Origin of the sequence: Mesorhizobium sp. B263B2A, from assembly GCF_020165775.1 — a bacterium.
In the GTDB taxonomy this organism is placed as follows: domain Bacteria; phylum Pseudomonadota; class Alphaproteobacteria; order Rhizobiales; family Rhizobiaceae; genus Mesorhizobium; species Mesorhizobium opportunistum.
The window spans coordinates 162187-180135 of sequence record NZ_JAIUIU010000007.1 but is presented as its reverse complement, the minus strand read 5'-3'; the positions used below and the strand labels follow the sequence as shown (position 1 = coordinate 180135).

Here is a 17949-nt window from a genome sequence, read left to right as displayed (position 1 = left end):
GCATTAGGTGGCTAAGGGGTAGGGAAATATGGCAATTAATCCACTGAAGGCGTTCCTGTTCGCGGCGGGTGGGACCGTCGCGGCTGCGGGAACCGCCTATGTATCGGGTGCGCTCGACCCGTATCTTCATCCAACGCCACCGGCGCAGGTAGCGGCCTTGACGCCGCCCGAGGCGAAACCGGCGGATCCCGGCACGGAAGGGCGACTGCCGGCACCGGCGGTACCGGCCGCTCCCGCCGCGGCACCGCAGGCGACGGCTCCGGCAGCGGATGCACCGGCGCCGGCAGCGCCCGCGGCGGCAGGTCCGATCGCGCCGACATTCGACGTCGTGCGCGTCGAGGGCAACGGTTCGATCGTGGTTGCCGGCAATGCGGCGCCCAATTCGAAGGTCGAGATCCTGAACGGCACCACCGTGCTTGGTTCGACGGTGGCGGGTCCTGATGGAGCCTTTGTCATCGTGCTCGACGATCCGCTGAAGCCGGGCGACTATACGATCGCCCTGCGTTCGACGGCCGGCACCGTGGTGACAGCCTCGGTGCAGACCGCCGTCGTTTCGGTTCCCAAGGATGTGACCGGCCAGGTGCTGGCGATGGTCGAGGAGCCGGGCAAGCCGGCCGAACTGCTGACAGTCCCCGCGCCCGAGACCAAACCGGCCGCGCCGGCCACCGGCGATCAGGCTGCCACTCCGGCTGCACCAGCGCCGGCTCCGGCCGCTGAAGCGCCGGCGGCTGTTGCTCCGGCGCCAGCCGTCGTCGAGGCTGCACCGGCGCCGGCAACACCGCCCGCCGCAGCCGCGGCTGAGCCCAAGATCGTCGTCGAGGCCGTCGAGATCGATGGCAGCAAGATCTTTGTCGCCGGCCTTGCCGATCCGGGTCGCAAGGTGCGCGCCTACGCCAACGACATCCTGCTCGGCGATGCCCAGACATCGCGCGACGGTCATTTCCTCGTCGAGGCGACCCGCGACATTCCGGTCGGCAGCTACACCATCCATGTCGACGGCCTCGATGCCGATGGCGTGAAGGTGGTCGCCCGCGCCGCTGTGCCGTTCGAGCGTGAGCCGGGTCAGGCGGTTGCCGCTGTGGCGCCCGCCGAGACCAAGCCTGCCGCCCCGGCCCCTGCGGCCGAAGCGCCAGCCGTTGCCGCCGCTCCGGCTGAGTCGGCACCAGCGACGCCCGCCACCGAGGCTCCGGCTGTCGCGGCGCCAGCCACGCCGGGCGAGGTGCCCGAGGTCGTGGCACCCAAGCTCGAACACGCCGACAGCGCCGTCATCATCCGCCGCAACGACACGCTGTGGCGGATTTCGCGGCGCGTATACGGCCATGGGGTGCGCTATTCGACCATCTATCTCGCCAACCAGGACCAGATCAGGAATCCCGACCGCATCTGGCCGGGGCAGGTGTTCAAGGTTCCGGAAAAGTCGAAGGAAGGCGAAGCCGCCGACCTCAAGGCAATGGGCGAGCAGGCGACGACGACGCCGACCAAGACGCAGTAGAAGCCCGCATCGATCAGCCGGCATCGCCTGCGCGGCCGGAGTGAAGCGCGAAACCGGCTGCACTCGGATCGCCCAGCTCAGGGCGGAGATTCATGCTCGGGATGAGATAATCTCCGCCATTTTGCCGACGATATGGGATCAGCGGCGTCGTCGCCAGCGTCCGCATCCTGTCACGCAGGCGTTCAGCCACGGGCTCGAAGCCGTCCTCTCCGAGACGATCGACCTTGTAGACCACGAACGGCGGAAGCACGTCGTATCCAGGGTAATAGAGGATCCCGTGATTGATCGGAAACAGCAGGTCGTCGATAGGCCCGTTGATCCCGCGCGCGGTGTAGTGCTCTTCCCAGCCGCCAACGGTCACGATCAGCATCGCGCGTTTCCCGGCGAGGGTGCCCTCGCCGTAACGATCGCCCCAACGCCGGTCGCTATGCTCGCCAACGCCATAGGCGAATCCGTAGGCGAACACACGATCGACCCAGCCCTTGAGGATCGCCGGCATGGCGAACCACCAAAGCGGGAACTGGAGGATCAAGGTATCGGCCCACAGGAGTTTCTCGATCTCGGCCTTTACATCGTCGGTTAGGGCGTTGGCTTCGAACGCCTTCTTGGAGGCCGCGACGGGTATCAACCGCGCGTCAGGTTCGAGCAAGGGGAAGTCGGCGCGATCGACCGCGGATTTCCAGCCATCGGCGTATAGGTCCGACACGCGCACCTCATGTCCTTGAGCCTCTAGTTCCTTTATGGCGACATCGCGAAGGACGCCGTTGAGCGAACGTGGTTCGGGGTGGGCAAAGACAAGCAGAACTTTCATGGGTCAGATCCAATATTGAGGGGACTGACGTGAAGATAGCCAGCAGCGATGTGATCCACTATATGTAGGCAATGAATAACATTGTGCCGAATAATGGATAAGTCAGACGTCACATTCGAGCGGATGCGCACCTTCGTTCGCGTCGCCGAGCGTGGCAGCCTGTCGGCCGTTGCGCGCGAGCTTGGCGTCGGGCAGTCGACGATCACGCGGCACGTGCGGGAACTCGAAGAAGCTGTTGGCGTGCCTTTGCTCAGCAGAACGACCCGGCGTGTCACGATGACCGCTGAAGGCAGCCGCTATTACGCCAACAGCGTTCAAATCCTGCGCCTTGTCGAACAGGCCAGCGATGAGGCCCGGAGCACGCGCGGCGCGCCCGCCGGTACGATCCGGATAAGTTGTACGGCGGCTTTCGGTGTCTTGCACGTCAGCCGCCTCATCTTCGCTTTTCAGGACCGTCACGCCGACATCGGGATTGATCTCAGCCTCACGGACGAGCGGGTGGACCTCGTCCGCGAGGGCATCGATATCGCGCTCCGCCTGGGGCCGCTCACCGACAGTTCGTTGAAGCTGAGGGCGCTCGGCCAGTCACGGCGTCTGCTCGTGGCGTCTCCGGCCTATCTGGCGGCGCGGGGAAGGCCTTCTGTCCCTTCGGATCTGTCTCGACATGAGGGCATCCGGATGTCGAACGTGGCGGGCAGCGAAACACTTGTTTTGCAGGGCGCCGGCGGCGAGCGCCACATGGTGCCTTTCGCGGGGCGACTGCGGATCGATCATGGACTTGCCGCGCGGCAGGCCTTGGTTGCCGCTCGGGGCATCGCGCCTGCGCATCGATGGCTTGTGGACGATCTTCTGGACGCGGGCTCGCTGGAGACGATCCTGACGGATTATTCGCTGACGTCCGTTCCACTCAACATGTTGATTGTCCCAGAACGCGCGGGCGTCGCCAGGGTCCGCTTGCTGGTCGAGTTTCTGGCTGAACGGATTGCCGAGATTCCAGGGATCGAGAAATCCGTCTCACAGAACTAGCCGCTGTCTGATCTGCCCGGAAGAGTAGCTTGCGGCGGTGCCCTCCATCGTCTATCGCCGATGAACGATGACAGAATCCGCCTTTGAACCAGGCCGCGCCACCGTCGCTCTACCCAACTGCATCTCCGACAGTCGCGCTGTCGCGGCGCGATTTGCGGCGTTGTCGCATCCGGCGCGGATCGAAATCATAAAATACCTCTCGGCCAGCAATTCCTGCTGCTGCCGCGAGGTCGTCGATCGTTTCGACCTGGCGCAGTCGACCGTGTCCCAGCACCTGAAAATACTGGTGGAGGCTGGCCTGGTCCGGTTCGAGCCTGACCGCCAACGCTCGCGCTACGCGGTCGATCGCGCGGCGCTCGCCGAAATATCGGCGTCGCTGGGCGCACTCGTCGATTCCTGCTGCTCCGGCCGCTGACCCTCTCACCCAAAAGGCAAGAAAATTGGCCGAAAAAACTGTCTCCGCCGACACCTCGACCCTGACGACATTGCGCAATTTGTGGCCCTATATGTGGCCGGCCGACCGGGCTGACCTCAGGGCGAGGGTGACCTGGGCGACACTGCTGCTGGTCGTCGCCAAGGTGACGCTGGTCGCCGGCCCCTACTTCTTCAAATGGGCGACCGATGCGCTGGCTGGCGGCTTCAAAACGCCGCCGCCGCTGCCTTCCTTCCTGCTTGCCCCGGTGATGCTGGTCATCGCCTATAATGTGCTGAGGCTCGTTCAGCTCGGCTTCAACCAGCTGCGCGACGCGCTGTTTGCCCGCGTTGGACAACATGCGGTGCGCCAGCTTGCTTTCCGCACCTTCGTGCACATGCACCAGCTGTCGCTGCGCTTTCACCTGGAGCGCCGCACCGGCGGCTTGTCGCGCATCATCGAGCGCGGCACCAAGGGCATCGAGACGATCGTGCGCTTCATCATGCTGAATACGGCGCCGACCATTCTCGAATTCGCGCTGACCGCCGGCATATTCGGCTTCACCTATGGCTGGAAATATGTGGCCGTGGTGGCAGTCACCGTCTGTGTCTATGTCTGGTTCACGGTCAAGGCCAGCGACTGGCGCATCTCGATCCGCCGCGACATGAACGACAGCGACACCGACGCCAATACCAAGGCGATCGACTCGCTGCTGAATTTCGAAACGGTCAAATATTTCACCAATGAGGCCATGGAGGCCGAGCGCTTCGACCGCTCGATGGCGCGCTACGAGATCGCCGCCACCAAGACCTGGACCTCGCTCGGCTGGCTGAATTTCGGCCAGGGCGCCATCTTCGGTCTCGGCACGGTCGTCGTGATGTGCATGTCGGCGCTGGAGGTCCAGGCTCATACGCAAACGGTCGGCGATTTCGTCTTCATCAACGCCATGCTGGTGCAGCTCTCCGTGCCGCTCAACTTCATCGGTTTCATCTACCGCGAAATCCGCCAGGGCCTCACCGACATCGAGCACATGTTCGACCTCCTCGACGTGCCGCAGGAGATCGTTGACAAGCCCGATGCAAAGCCTCTGGTCGTCAGCGCCGGCAAGGTCGAGTTCCGCGACGTGCATTTCTCCTATGACCCGAACCGCAAGATCCTGAAGGGTGTCAGCTTCGACGTGCCGGCCGGCAAGACGATTGCCATCGTCGGGCCGTCGGGTGCGGGCAAGTCGACCATCTCGCGGCTCCTGTTCCGCTTCTATGACGTGCAGGGCGGCCAGGTGCTGATCGACGGCCAGGACATCAGGGATGTCACCCAGGAGAGCCTGCGGGCGGTGCTCGGCATGGTGCCGCAGGACACGGTGCTGTTCAACGACACCATCGCCTACAACATCCGCTACGGCCGCGTCGGCGCGAGCGAGGAGGAGGTGCGCAAGGCCGCCGAACTTGCCCAGATCGGGCCGTTCATCGAAAAACTGCCCGATGGCTACAAGTCGATGGTCGGCGAGCGCGGGCTGAAGCTCTCCGGTGGCGAGAAGCAGCGCGTCGCGATCGCCCGCACCATCCTCAAGGCGCCGCCGATCCTGATGCTCGACGAAGCGACCTCGGCGCTGGACAGCCACACCGAGCAGGAGATCCAGGCCGCGCTCGACCTGGTCAGCAAGGGCCGCACCACGATCGTCATCGCCCACCGCCTGTCGACGGTGATTTCGGCCGACGAGATCATCGTGCTCAAGGATGGCCAGATCGCCGAGCGCGGCACCCACATCGAGCTGATGCGCCAGCATGGCCTTTATGCCTCGATGTGGGATCGCCAACGCGAAGCGACCGAGGCCGAGGAACGCCTGCGTCGCGCCCGCGAGAGCGACGAATTTGGTGTTATCGTTCGCCGGCGGACGTCGGAGGTGTCGTAGGTTTTTCCTTCCCCCTTGTGGGGGAAGGTGGCCTCGCGAAGCGAGGTCGGATGAGGGGTGTTCCAGGGAACACCAACGCCTCACTCCGTCGCGCACCCCTCATCCGTCTCGGCGCTGCGCGCCGATCCACCTTCTCCCGCAAGGGGAGTAGGAAAAGATTTCAAAAACACCGCTTGACCTCAACTTAAGTTGAGATTGTACGCCGTTCCCCAGAGCCCGCAAACACCATGATCCAGGAACGGAACAATCGAGATGAAAGACATAAATCAGACTGTTAACGGTGGCAGCGTGTTCAGGGTGGACAAGTTCGTCGTGCCGGCCGCCGCCCGCGACGAGATTCTCACCAAGGTCAGGACCACGCACGAATTGCTGCGCCGGCAGCAGGGTTTCGTGCAGGATTTCCTGCTCGAGCAATTTTCGGGGCCGGGCGAGTTCAACCTGGTGACGATCGTCGAATGGGAAAGCCAGGCGGCTGTCGACAAGGTCGTGCCGATCGTCAAGGCCGCGCAAGAGCGCATCGCTTTTAATCCGCAGGAGACCATCGCCCGGCTTGGGGTGCGAGCCGACATCGCCAACTATCAGCGAATTCCGGGGCTCTAGCCGGGCCAGCCGGCGCCAGGTGCCGGCGCCTCGACGCTGAGTACCTGGCCGGTCCGGGCCTCGCTGACCATGTGCTCGAAGCCGCGCCATTCCGCGGCGACGATGAACAGGGTTCGCCTGGCCGCGCCGCCCAGCATGCAAGCAAAGCAACCGCGATCGATGGTGACGGTCTGCAAGACCTCACCGCCTTCGCGCACCCGCACGCAATGCTTGTTGGGAACATCCGCGTACCAGACCGCCCCTTCGGCATCGAGGCAGATGCCGTCGGGGTAACCGTCGAGTTCGGCCCAGACGCGTCGGTTGGATAAGGTACCGTCGGCGGCGATGTCGAAAGCGGTCAGCCGGCTTGCGTGGGATTCGGCAATGATCAGCGTCTTGTTGTCCAGGGTCACCACCATGCCGTTGGCAAAGGCGATATTCTCCGCCACTTGCCGGACCGAACCTTGCGGCGTGACCAGCACGATCGTGCCCGGGCCGAAATGTTCGCCGGGAGCCGGCGCCGGTCCGCCGCCATTGACATAGATATTGCCGAGCCCATCGACGACGATTTCGTTCCACGGACTTTTCGAGAGGCCGCGCAGATCGGCATGGGTGACGAGCCTGCCATCGGCTTCCTGCCGCAGCAGCAAGCCTTCCCGGCCCGAGACGACGAGCAGACGACCATCCGGCAGCCAATCGATGGAGTAGGGCAGGACGGCCGGCACCGTGAACATGATCTCGCGGTTGCCTTCGGCATCGACGGCGATGATCTCGCCGGTGCCCCAGTTGCAAAGCCACAGCCGTCCGTCATGCCAGCGCGGCGACTCGCCGAAAGCGAGGCCGGCAGTGATGAGATGCGCTTGGGGGGCAGGTGACTGCTGCATGTAAGGGACTCCTTGCCGGTTATCCTACCAAGGACGGTCGAGCCGATGGGGTGCCGACACCGCAGTCAGGAATTTCGGCACAAATCTTCCTATGCAAGTGCGGCAGATCAATCTTGAGCCCTTTTATCTTTCTGACCTGGTGATATTGTTCGCTATTAGAGTTTAGGGAAGTATTTGGATGTTCGGTTTTTTTTCGCGAAGACCAAAGAAGAATTCCGAGAAGCCGTCGGGAATCCCACTTCCTGCCGTAGGACAGGCATCGAAAGCCGGGCTGTTGGTAATCGTGCCTCGTTCAACCGTGGACAAAGCCGTTGAGAAGCCTTTTCAACTCGTCCTGGCAGTCGAAAAATTCATTCACGCTATGGTTTTTAAAGGGCTCTACCGCCATTTTGAAATCGACCCAAAGGCGATGCACGTCTCCCATGCCGATCAATATTCCGCCGAGGTGAATAACGGCGGTCATAGTCAATTCATCCACAATGCCGACCGTGAGTTCGATGTGATGGTCGCCAACGCTCGTGCCGGCCTCATTGCTATTGGCGCGAAGGGGCAATTGGCGACTCTGGAAGAGATGTCCGTCTGGGTCTCCGAACACCCTGACGAAGCCTCGGAAGAGACCGGCTTCGAGGGCGGGCGCGACGATTTTCTCGACACGCTTGATGATGCTTTCTACGGCGCCGATGAGGCTTCTCCGATAATCGATCTATTGGCGCTCTGGATCGCATCATGGCCCGATCTGCAGATTGTCGACGACGATGATTGCGATGAAGCTATCCTCCAGTTGGCAATGGCCAATCCTCTGCGCGAATCCCGGCTTCTCCATCGATCGGTCAGCGAACTGGTCGGTCAGATGTTTCGCACGCGCGATGTCGGAGTCGGCCTCGCGTGCGCCAATGCGCTACCGCCCGAGGTCAAACTATCGCTTGGCGTGGCGAGGATGTTGGATGTCGAGGGCGAGACCCAATTAGCTTTTCAACTGCGCACCAACGCAGAGGAGCTTCGCCTTTGCGTCTCCACCGACACCCATGCGGCTGTCTATGGATATATCGCTCCGGAAGTTCGGCCAATTGCGCAACCGGGTGAAAATATACTCGCTGCTGGTGCGCCTCGCGTCGGTCGCAAGCTCGGTCAAGCCGATGCGCAAACGATAGCAAAGGTAATCGAACTGGCCGAGGAATATCATGCGCCAGTAGCCGTCGATCTTTTGCTGCGGAAGGCTGGATTCGATCCAACTGACGCAGTCGTGTCGGCGAATTCTGTCGTGCAGAACGAAGGAGGGCCGGTGGTGAATTGGGTGGTGATGGCAGGTGGTCACGCGTTTCTCTTCCAGTCGTACCCAGACCGTGGCGTGATGTTACGCGGTGGCAATGAGCAAAGTCTGGTGGAAGCTTATCGAAATGAGCTTGAGGAACACTTCGACCTGAGCGCCGCAGCTGGCGAATAAACTGTTCGAGTTAGATCGGGCTGGAACGTCATCCTAGCCCCTGCGATCACTGCATTTCGCTCGGGAAGAAGTTTGCATGGAGATGGACGTTGGTGCCACGTGGGCCGGAATTCTGACGGCAATGGCATGGGCATGCAAGCCGGTCGCGGCTCACGAAAGACAGAGTGTCCGGCCATCCGGATACAGCGGGCCCTTGCCCGTTCGCCCGCGCCGCCGATTGTTGCGTTGCGGCGAGGGGGGCTTTCGGCTATTGAGGCCGGACCTGAAACGGAGCCCGTTTACACCCGATGAGCCTTGTCGATACGGTCAAGAACGCGTTCGTACCGATCCATCGCGAAGGCTATCCCTTTATCGCGGCCTTTGGCGCGGCGACGCTTTTCCTTGGCTATTTCTCCTCGATCCTGTTCTGGATCGGCCTGATCCTGACCGCCTGGTGCGTCTATTTCTTCCGCGACCCCGAGCGCGTCACCCCGATTGACGACCGCCTTGTGGTGAGCCCCGCCGACGGCATCGTCTCGGCGGTCGGGCCGGCCGTGCCGCCACGCGAGCTTGGCCTCGGCAATGTCGAGATGACCCGCATCTCGGTGTTCATGAATGTCTTTTCCTGCCATGTGAACCGCGCCCCGGTACGCGGCCGTATCGTCAAGATCGAACATCGGCCTGGAAAATTCCTCAACGCCGAGCTCGACAAGGCCAGCACCGAGAACGAGCGCAACGGCCTGGTCATCGAAAGCCCCAACGGCACGATCGCCGCCGTCCAGATCGCAGGTCTGGTGGCGCGCCGCATCGTCTGTTGGGCTGAGGCGGGCGGCTCGATCGGCATCGGCGAGCGTTTCGGCCTGATCCGCTTCGGCTCGCGCGTCGACGTCTTCCTGCCCTTGACCGCGACGCCGCGCGTTGCCGTCGGCCAGACCGCGGTCGGCGGTGAAACCGTGCTGGCCGAATTCGGTGGCGTCGCCGGTACGCCTCTCGTGCGGATTTCCTGAGCCGTGGGCACGCAATATAAGAAGTTCGAGGCCCATGCGAGCGGCGGTCCGCGCATCCGCGAGATCCCGATGCGCATGGTGCTGCCAAACCTCGTCACCGTGCTTGCCATCTGCGCCGGCCTGTCCGGCATCCGCTTCGGCTTCGAAGGCCGCTTCGAACCGGCGGTGGTGATGGTGTTGCTGGCAGCCTTCCTCGACGGCATTGACGGCCGCCTGGCGCGGATGCTGAAGGCGACCTCCAAATTCGGCGCGCAGATGGATTCGCTGGCCGATATCGTCAATTTCGGCGTCGCCCCGGCCTTGGTGCTCTATGCCTTCCTGCTCGACCGCGCCGGCTCGCCGGGCTGGATCGCGGCATTGCTGTTCGCCATCGCCTGCGGGCTCAGGCTCGCCCGCTTCAACGTGCTCGACGACGAGAAGGCCGACCGCCCGATATGGCAGTCCGAATATTTCGTCGGCGTGCCGGCGCCGGCTGGTGCCGTGCTGGTGATGCTGCCGCTCTATCTCTATTTCCTGCGGCTCGGGCTGGAGCCAAGCCGCCCGGCTGCCTTCATCGCCACCGGCTTCACCGTGCTGGTTGCCTTCCTCCTGGTCAGCCGGCTGCCGGTCTATTCCGGCAAGAGCATCAAGATCCCCGGCGACAGGGTGCTGCCGGTCATCCTGGCGGTCGTGCTCTACGTTCTCTTGCTGATGACCTATCCCTGGTACACGCTGACCGCGTCGGTCGCCGGCTACCTGATCTTCCTGCCGTTTTCCGTGAGCGCCTATTCCAAGCGCGCCAAGCTGGAAGGCGAGAAGGTGCCGCCCTCGGACATAGGCTAAGGTCTCAAGCCCCTGAGCAACAGATCACTCCAGGCCGACGCAAAGCGTTCGTCGCTGACGTCGATCGCACGCTCGCCCCAGATCGCTTCGAAGACCCGGAACATGGCGACGCTGCCGACGATCACGGCGGCGACGGCCTCGCTGTCATGCGGGCGCAGTTCGCCCTGGCGCTGACGCTCCCGCAGCCATTCGGCGACGGCAAGGTAAGTGCTTTGCATGATCTCGCCACGCGCCGCGGCTTTCAGTTCGGGAAAATGCTCCAGATCCCGCCACAGGATCCTGAGCACGTCACGATTGGCGCCGAGTTTTTCAAGCATGCTTTCCACTAGCCGCCGCGAACCCTCGTCGACGGAAAGTGTCGTCCCGCCAAGTTCGGCCCGGCCTTCCCGTGCGGTGCCGACAAACTGTTCGATCGCGGTGGCAAGCAGATCCTCTTTTGAGGAAAAATGCTTGTAGAGCGCGCCGGAGCCGCGCGACAGGCCCGCCGCCTCCTGAATCTCGGGAACGCTCGTCCGGTCGTAGCCGCGCTCGGCGAACAGGCGGATAGCCTCGCGCAGGATACGCTGGCGTCCGGTCGATGGCGGCTTCATGGCTGCTCCTGGCTCCGTGGGCACGATGACGGGGATTGGCGATCGGACATCAACATCCGACGGACAATCTGAAATGACCCGCGCCGCTGCGTGCAGCGCCGCTGACCGGTCACTGGCGCCCGCCTTGTTCGCAAAGCCACGCCTTCCAGTTTCTTTCGCCAAGCCGTTCGGCGGTTTCGACCAAACCCATTTTGAGGCTCATCTTGCGGCCGATCGGCAACGGCAGGACGAGACGCCTCAGCCCAAGCGCGTCGCGGTATTGCCGCGCGAAATCCGAGAAAGGCATCGTATCCGGACCGCCGATTGCCGGGCGTACGCCGCATTTGCCGTCGGTGACGGCCTCGGCCAGATATTTGGCCACGTCGCGTGTATCCACCGGATTCGACGGCGAGGTCGGCAGCGGCCAGACCGGCAGCCATTTCAGCCCACCGAGCATTTGCGCCAGAAGGTAATAGAACGGCGTGGCCGCGATGACCGACCATGGGACCGACGACTTCCGCACCAGCCGTTCGCCCGCCAGTTTCACGCGGGAATAGGGCAGGGTGCTGAATTCGAGGCCGACGATGGACACGAAGATGAAGTGCGAGACGCCGCTGCGCTCCGCGGCGGCGAGCAGGTGGCGCGTGCCGTCGACATCGACGCTGGAAGGGCTCGAAAAGAAATCGACCAGCCTCATGCCGCGCCTGGCGATCGGCGAGAGCGTCGCGGCGTGGATGACCGTATCGACGCCGCGCAGCGCTTCATCGATGCCATCTCCGGTCGCGAGATCGCCTGGGGCCCATTCCACGAAACTGTGCTGCCCGGCTTTCCGGGCAAGCAGCCTGACAGCGTGGCCAGCCCCGGTCAGCGCCGGCACGAGGTCGCGGCCGAGATGCCCAGTTCCGCCGGTGACAAGGATTTTTGACATTCGAGATCTCTTCGCTGTGCCAAACAGTGCCCGAAGCGGGTGCCATGGAATGCGAGACCACCGAAGCTTCGAACTTGAAGGAAGTGAATACTCACTCACCGGCAATTTGTCTAGGGAGATCACGCGCGGCATGGGCGCACAGATTGGCCCGGCCTGGATAGGGGATACGGGTAGGGTCAGGCCGCGACGCCGAGCCCCAGCCTGTCGATCGCCAGCTTGCGGGTCGAGACGTAGTCCGTCTTGCCCGACCCCAGCACGGGGATTTCCTCGACCTTGACGATGTCGTTCGGCACCATCAATTCGGCCGCACCCGCCTGCTTGCCGAACTTGCGCAATTCGTCGGGATTGGCATCGCCGGCGGTGGTGACCAGAACGATGCGCTCGCCGCGCCGCTTGTCCGGCACCGCTACCGCCGCGTGGCGTTCTTCCGGCCACAGCGACTGCACCAGCATCTCGACCGCGCCCAGCGACACCATCTCGCCGGCGATCTTGGCGAAACGTTTGGCGCGGCCGCGAATGCTGATGAAGCCTTCGCGGTCGACGGCGACGATATCGCCGGTGTCGTGCCAGCCGGTCAGCGGTTGCAACTCGCCGGGCCGGTCCGCGGTCATGTAGCCCATCATCAGGTTTGGCCCATCGAGCCACAACTGACCGGCGTCGGTGATGCCTTCGATCGGCTCCAGCTTCATGCGCATCGCCGGCAGCAGCCTGCCGACCGTGCCGTCGCGGCCGTGGATCGCGGTGTTGACGGCAACCACGGGCGCGGCTTCGGTCAGCCCGAAACCTTCGATGATCTCGGCCTGGAAGCGCTGGCGATAGACGCGACGGGTTTCCGGCTTGACCGCCTCGGCGCCGGCAACGACGAAGCGCAGGCTGGAAAAATCGCCGTCCTTGGCGGTGCGCGCATAGTTGGCGAGGAACGTGTCGGTACCGAACATGACCGTTGGCTTCACCTTGCGCGCGACCTCGGGGATGATCTTGTAGTGCAGCGGCGAGGGGTAGAGGAACAGTTTTACCCCGGTGACCAGCGGCAATATGGTGCCGCCCGTCAGGCCGAAGGAATGGAACACCGGCAGCACGTTGAGCAGGATGTCGGCCGGCGAGATGGTGATGCGCGCCTCGGCCTGCATGGCGTTGGCATGAAGGTTCCTCTGTGACAGAACAACCGCCTTCGGCGTGCCTTCGGAACCCGAAGTGAACAGGATCACGCCCGGCTTGGCCGCTTCCTGCCGCTGCAGAGGCCAGCGCCACAGCAGGGCGGCGGCGAGCTTGTCCAGCGCGGTGACGCTGGTCCGCAGATCTTCCAGCCACAGCAGCCTGGCGCCGCCCTTTTCGACGGCCACGACAATGTCGGCTAGGTCTGCTTTTTCGACAAAGGCGCGTGATGAGATGACGGTGCGGATCACCGCCGTGCGCACCGCCGCGGTGACGCTCGCCGGTCCGGCCGTATAATTGATCATCGCTGCTACGCGGCTGGCCGACAGAAGCCCGACGAAGGACAGCACGACGCCATTGGCGTTGGGCAGCATCACGCCTACCGCCTCGCCCGGCGCGGTGATCGCCTCGAAGCGCCTGCCCAGCACTCGCGCGCCGATGAACATCTTGCGGTAGCTCAGCGCGCCCGAGATGACATCCTCGATGATGGGATGCGAGGCGCCGACCCGATCCGAAGCATCGCGCATGGCCAAGAACAGTCCGCGATCGAGGTTGCTGCCGAAAAGCCGAGCCTCGGCGACACGGTCGAACAGGGCATTGGTGTTCGAGGCCTGGTCGGGGTTGCGCGCCACCAGTTCGGCGATGGTCATCGGCTCCAGGACGCTGATCGACAGCTGCGGAAACCAATGCCGTGGCGCGTTGTCCGCCGGCGTCAGCGACACCGGCAGGCTGCGCGCGCCGGCGACGAAGATCGGCACGATGCGGGCGTCGGCCTGCATGGCGATGCGGGTGACGGCGCGAAACAGCCGAAACGTCTTGACGTCGGGCTCGACCGCATCCGGCAGATAGACGGCGAGCCGCCCCTTGCCCTTCAGCACGCGCACCAGCCGGCGGCTGACGAAGACATGTTCGGCGTTGAAGGCGATGGTGCGGCCAAGCTCGCGCCAGGGTTCGAGCCAGGGCGAGCGCGCCGAGACCTCGTCGAGGATATGCAGCGTGTCGTCAGGCAGCAGCGACAGCATCAGCGCCGGTTCGAAGCGCGACTGGTGCGAGATGACGTAGATGACCGGTACCTGCGCTTTGCGCGCGATCCTGATGCGGTTGTCGCTGACCCGATAGGCGAGCTTGAACGGCACATAGAGCAGCGCCTGGGCGAAGCGCAGGCCGAGGCGGAATTTCTCCACCACGCCGATCAGCAGCCAGGCCACGACAAGACCCGCAAGCAGCGCCAGTGTCAGGATCATGCCGCGTCTCTCCCAACGACTTTATCATCGCGGCTCTTTTGCGGCCGCGTCGGGCAGAGCGTAGACGATGTGGGAGCAAGGTCAATGCGGATGAGGACGGTCTTCCTTCTCCCACAGGGGAAGAAGGAAAGGCGCCCCTCAAGCCGCCTTCAACCGTCCGCTGATGAATCGGAACTCCTGCGTCTTGCCGCCATAGCCATAGGCGGCCGCCGGCACCTCATGCACGAAGCCATAGCTTTCTTCATGTATGCCGCCCAGCAGGCCGCCGAAGGCATCGAAGATTGCCTTGAGATAGGCTTCCAGCTCGACCTTGGTATTGGTGCCGTCGACCACCTTGATGTCGAGCCAGAACGTGCTGGTTCCATGCTCGGCCAGCGACTTGCCGCCGGCGAACCAATGCTTCGGATCGATATAGGACACGGCAACGGCGGTGATCGTCGGATCCTTGCGCAATCGCGTGGCTGTGATTTCGGTCACCTCCCCGGCAATCCTGGCTGACAGGGCGGCGTCGGGCTTGCCGGTGACGCTGACATTGATGATAGGCATTTTTCTTCTCCTGGTTTGAGCGGCGTCCGATCGCCGTTGACAACACCATGCCACTATTGTCGGATCAAAAAAATCGAATTGTTTTTGATTGAAGATTCGATAAAATCGAATTATGGAAACGCTCGATCCCGATCTGCTCAGAACCTTCCTCGCTTTCGCCGACGGCGGCTCGCTGGCGCAGGCGGCTTCCAGCGTCGGCCGCTCGCCTTCGGCGGTGACCGCACAGATGCAGCGGCTGGAGGAGATCGTCGGGGAGCCGCTTCTGACGCCGCAGGGGCGGGGACGTGGCCTGACGCTGGCCGGAGAGGATCTCGTCGGCCACGCCAGGCGCATCCTTGCCGTGCATCGTGAGGCGTGGCTGGCGTTGAAGGGCGCGCGCGCCGCCGGGCGCGTCGCCATAGGCACCACGCAGGACTTCGCCGACAGCGGCCTGCCGGAGCTGCTGCGCGCCTTCGCTACCAGCCATCCGCGCGTCAGGATCGAGTTGCGGGTCGGCCGCTCCGCCGAACTGGCGCAGGCGCTGCAGGCCGGCAGCCTCGATCTGGCGATCGTCATGCGACAGTCAGCGTTGGCGGACGAGGTCGGCGTGCTGCGCGAGCCTATGATATGGCTATGCTCGCAAAAAGGACTGGCCTCGCGCCAGGAGGAACTGCCGCTGGCGCTGCTCGATCCCTATTGCGGCTTCCGCGAGGCCGCACTTGCGGCGCTCGATGCAGCTGGCCGGCGCTATCGCATCGCCGCCGGCAGTGCCAGCCTTGCCGGCCTGCGCACCGCGGTGAATGCCGGCGTCGCGCTGACGTTGCGAACCGCGCGCTTTGCCCATTCCGGCATTGTCGAGGCACCGCGCGAGCTTGGCCTGCCGCAGGTTCCGATGGCTGAGTTCGCGATCCGGCTGCGCGCCGGCGCCGATGGCCCAGCGAACGATCTGGCGGCACTGCTCCGCGGCAACCTGGCGCTGTCTGGAGCCTTTGGCTGAACACGGACGTGTTGGCCTTGGCGTTGCCTAAACGCAAAGAGAAAGCAGACCTTGCGGTCGGGCCCATTTTGCAAAAGAAAAAGCCGACCTTGCGGTCGGCTTGGAGTAAGACGGGCCGAGGGGTTTGGGGGGACTTGGGGGGTGGCCCGTCGCACCAATAATGCCTGAACCCGATGATGGTTCCATGACTTCGAAAATTTTTTAAGAAATATTTGACGCTGTCCGTTGCCCGCGGGCCGCCAGCCAGTCGCGGCCGGCATGGGCAAACACCGCGCAGAGTACGATGGCGCCGCCGACCAGGCTGGCTGCCGGCGCGATTTCGCCCAGGAACAGGAAGGCAAACAGGATCGCGAACGGCACTTCGGCCGAGCCGAGCAGCCCGGATTCGGCCGCCGGGATGAGCCGTGCGCCTTCCGTCCACAGGATCGACGACAGCGCGAAGGAAGCGCCGAAGGTGACGAGCAGGACGGCATCCCTTGGCGAGACCGCCAGCGGATCGGTGACGAACCAGCCGAGCACGAACAACAGGAAGGCCGATACCGCGCCGGCCCAGACCACCGGTGTGTCGCGGAAGGCACGCACCATGATCATGTAGAGGCCGCTGCCGATGGTCATCAGCAGCGCCAGTCCGTCGCCGAACAGGTTGCCGGTGCCGAAGCTGGACCAGACCATGATCGCCACGCCGCAGAGCGACACGGCAGCGGCGAGCATCGTCTGCATGCGGAAGGGTTCACGCGTCAGAACCCAGGCCAGCAGCGCGGTGGCGAAAGGTGCGGTGGCGTAGATGACGGTGACATTGGCGACGAAAGTGAATTTGAACGCCGAGATGAAGGCGATGCTGGCCAGCGCGCCTTCCACCGCCAGCAGCCAGCCGCGCCAGCCCAATCGCAGGCTCTCGCGCCCGCCGGAGCGGTGTCGCCGCCACAGCACATAGAGGCTGATCAGGATCGAACCGACAAAGCCGCGCCAGCAGATGATGGTCAGCGGATCTGCATGGATCGATTTTGTCAGCACGCCAGTCAGCGCAAAGACCGCCGCCGAGCATGACACGAGAACGATGCCAAGCGTGCGCTCGGCGACAGTGTCGGTGGTGGCTGTCACATCAGTCATGCCGCCAGCCTACGCCGCTCCCTCCTGACATCGTAGCGTCAGCAGTGATGCCCATCACAGCCGCTTGCGAAAATGCTCGCCGCCGACGATCAGCAGCCCGGCGGCGACGATGAGGGCGGCACCCAGGAAGACTTCACGGCGCGGCACGTCGCCCCAGATCGCGAAGCCGAGCGCGAACGCCCACAACAGCGAGGTGTATTCGAGCGGCGCGAGGATCGAGGCCGGCGTGCGCTTCATGCCCTCGAAGAGGAGGTATTGCGCCAGGCCGCCGAGCGCCCCGACGCTGGCGAGAAGCAGCAGCTGGGGCAGGTCCGGCGTGTGCCACCACAACAGCGCCGGCACCGCCGAAAACAGCAGGAAATAGAAATTGTTGAGGAGAAGCTGGATCATCGAGCGTTCGGCAAGCGCGGTCTTGCGCAGCAGCACGATGGCAATGCCCCACAGGAAGGCGGCTGTCAGCACCAGCAGCACCGGCACGGACAGGCCGAGATGGGTAGGATCACAGGCGATAAAGACGCCGGCGAAGCCGATCAGGACCGCCAGCCAGCGCAGCATCGGCACCTTTTCGCCGAGCAGGAACACCGAAAGCACGGTGACGATGATCGGGGCCGCGTAATATACGGTGGTCAGTTCGGCGAGCTGCAGGCTGCGCGCGGCGTTGTAGTAACAGAGCCAGGCGGCAAGCGTGAAGGCGCTGCGCACCAGCATCGGCCGCACGATCGGCGAGCGCACCGTGTCGGCAAACAGCGCTCGTCCGCCGATTGCCGCGCAGGCACCGAGAATGGTGATGCTGCGGAAGAACATGATTTGCCAGACGGTCATGCCGGTGACCAAGAGCTTGATCGAGGCATCCTGCGTCGAAAACAGGAGATAGGCAGCACCGGTCAAAAGGATCCCGGCGAGAACCCTTTCACGAGTTTCGAGAATGGCGACATCGGCCATAAGGTGCGGGACCAGTGTTGCAGGAAGCGATGCGAGCGGCCTGGAAGGTCAGGCCCCGCTCCAAGCTATACGGGCGAAAGTCGGCGCAGCGCTACGCCAGCCCTGAGCTTG

17 protein-coding genes are annotated in these 17949 nt (G+C 63.7%); 9 read left to right on the top strand and 8 right to left on the bottom strand.

Annotation, left to right across the window (positions count from 1 at the left end):
• Positions 1-28: 28 nt before the first annotated feature.
• Positions 29-1492, top strand: coding sequence for a LysM peptidoglycan-binding domain-containing protein (locus LB568_RS14585; protein WP_224730491.1), 1464 nt, complete (start codon positions 29-31; stop codon positions 1490-1492).
• 13 nt (positions 1493-1505) lie between these two features.
• On the opposite strand, the gene LB568_RS14580 is transcribed toward LB568_RS14585, so the two are convergent.
• A complete protein-coding gene (locus tag LB568_RS14580) occupies positions 1506-2303 on the bottom strand; it encodes an NAD(P)H-dependent oxidoreductase (protein WP_224730490.1) in 798 nt (265 codons plus the stop codon).
• 93 nt (positions 2304-2396) lie between these two features.
• On the opposite strand from LB568_RS14580, the gene LB568_RS14575 reads away from it, so the two are divergent.
• The 4 genes from LB568_RS14575 (at position 2397) to LB568_RS14560 (ending at position 6253) form a co-directional block, all read left to right on the top strand.
• Entirely contained in the window at positions 2397-3329 is a 933-nt protein-coding gene (locus tag LB568_RS14575; protein ID WP_013896333.1) for a LysR family transcriptional regulator, read from the top strand.
• Positions 3330-3396: 67 nt separating this feature from the next.
• Positions 3397-3744, top strand: a complete 348-nt coding sequence (locus LB568_RS14570; RefSeq protein ID WP_013896332.1) for an ArsR/SmtB family transcription factor — start codon at positions 3397-3399, stop codon at positions 3742-3744.
• Positions 3745-3769: 25 nt separating this feature from the next.
• A complete protein-coding gene (locus LB568_RS14565) occupies positions 3770-5653 on the top strand; it encodes an ABCB family ABC transporter ATP-binding protein/permease (protein ID WP_013896331.1) in 1884 nt (627 codons plus the stop codon).
• Between the two features lie 252 nt (positions 5654-5905).
• The gene (locus LB568_RS14560) at positions 5906-6253 is read left to right on the top strand and encodes a hypothetical protein (protein WP_013896330.1); all 348 of its coding nucleotides are present in this window, start codon (positions 5906-5908) and stop codon (positions 6251-6253) included.
• On the opposite strand, the gene LB568_RS14555 is transcribed toward LB568_RS14560, so the two are convergent.
• The gene (locus LB568_RS14555) at positions 6250-7116 is read right to left on the bottom strand and encodes an SMP-30/gluconolactonase/LRE family protein (protein ID WP_013896329.1); all 867 of its coding nucleotides are present in this window, start codon (positions 7114-7116) and stop codon (positions 6250-6252) included. The genes LB568_RS14560 and LB568_RS14555 overlap by 4 nt on opposite strands.
• Positions 7117-7294: 178 nt before the next feature.
• Between LB568_RS14555 and LB568_RS14550 the strand changes: the two genes are divergently transcribed.
• From LB568_RS14550 to LB568_RS14540, 3 genes are all read left to right on the top strand, one after another.
• The gene (locus LB568_RS14550) at positions 7295-8560 is read left to right on the top strand and encodes a DUF4375 domain-containing protein (RefSeq protein WP_013896328.1); all 1266 of its coding nucleotides are present in this window, start codon (positions 7295-7297) and stop codon (positions 8558-8560) included.
• Positions 8561-8847: 287 nt separating this feature from the next.
• On the top strand, positions 8848-9546 hold the full coding sequence (locus LB568_RS14545; protein ID WP_013896327.1) for a phosphatidylserine decarboxylase: 699 nt from the start codon (positions 8848-8850) through the stop codon (positions 9544-9546).
• A 3-nt stretch (positions 9547-9549) separates the two neighbouring features.
• Positions 9550-10368 (top strand): CDP-alcohol phosphatidyltransferase family protein, encoded by an 819-nt coding sequence (locus LB568_RS14540; RefSeq protein ID WP_013896326.1) that lies wholly within the window; start codon positions 9550-9552, stop codon positions 10366-10368.
• Here the strand turns inward: LB568_RS14540 and LB568_RS14535 are convergent.
• The 4 genes from LB568_RS14535 to LB568_RS14520 all read right to left on the bottom strand — a co-directional run bounded on the left by LB568_RS14535 (position 10365) and on the right by LB568_RS14520 (position 14810).
• Positions 10365-10958 carry a TetR/AcrR family transcriptional regulator gene (locus LB568_RS14535; protein ID WP_013896325.1) on the bottom strand — a complete coding sequence of 198 codons (594 nt, stop codon included), beginning with the start codon at positions 10956-10958 and terminating at the stop codon, positions 10365-10367. The two genes, LB568_RS14540 and LB568_RS14535, sit on opposite strands and share 4 nt — an antisense overlap.
• 109 nt (positions 10959-11067) lie before the next feature.
• A complete protein-coding gene (locus LB568_RS14530; protein WP_013896324.1) occupies positions 11068-11865 on the bottom strand; it encodes an SDR family oxidoreductase in 798 nt (265 codons plus the stop codon).
• A gap of 176 nt (positions 11866-12041) precedes the next feature.
• Entirely contained in the window at positions 12042-14264 is a 2223-nt protein-coding gene (locus tag LB568_RS14525) for an AMP-binding protein (RefSeq protein WP_013896323.1), read from the bottom strand.
• Positions 14265-14402: 138 nt separating this feature from the next.
• Positions 14403-14810, bottom strand: a complete 408-nt coding sequence (locus tag LB568_RS14520) for a tautomerase family protein (RefSeq protein WP_013896322.1) — start codon at positions 14808-14810, stop codon at positions 14403-14405.
• A gap of 112 nt (positions 14811-14922) precedes the next feature.
• Between LB568_RS14520 and LB568_RS14515 the strand changes: the two genes are divergently transcribed.
• Positions 14923-15786, top strand: a complete 864-nt coding sequence (locus LB568_RS14515) for a LysR substrate-binding domain-containing protein (RefSeq protein ID WP_013896321.1) — start codon at positions 14923-14925, stop codon at positions 15784-15786.
• 201 nt (positions 15787-15987) lie between these two features.
• On the opposite strand, the gene LB568_RS14510 is transcribed toward LB568_RS14515, so the two are convergent.
• Entirely contained in the window at positions 15988-16896 is a 909-nt protein-coding gene (locus LB568_RS14510) for a DMT family transporter (protein WP_013896320.1), read from the bottom strand.
• A gap of 54 nt (positions 16897-16950) precedes the next feature.
• Complete coding sequence (locus tag LB568_RS14505) at positions 16951-17838, bottom strand: DMT family transporter (RefSeq protein ID WP_013896319.1); 888 nt, start codon at positions 17836-17838, stop codon at positions 16951-16953.
• Positions 17839-17949: the final 111 nt, after the last annotated feature.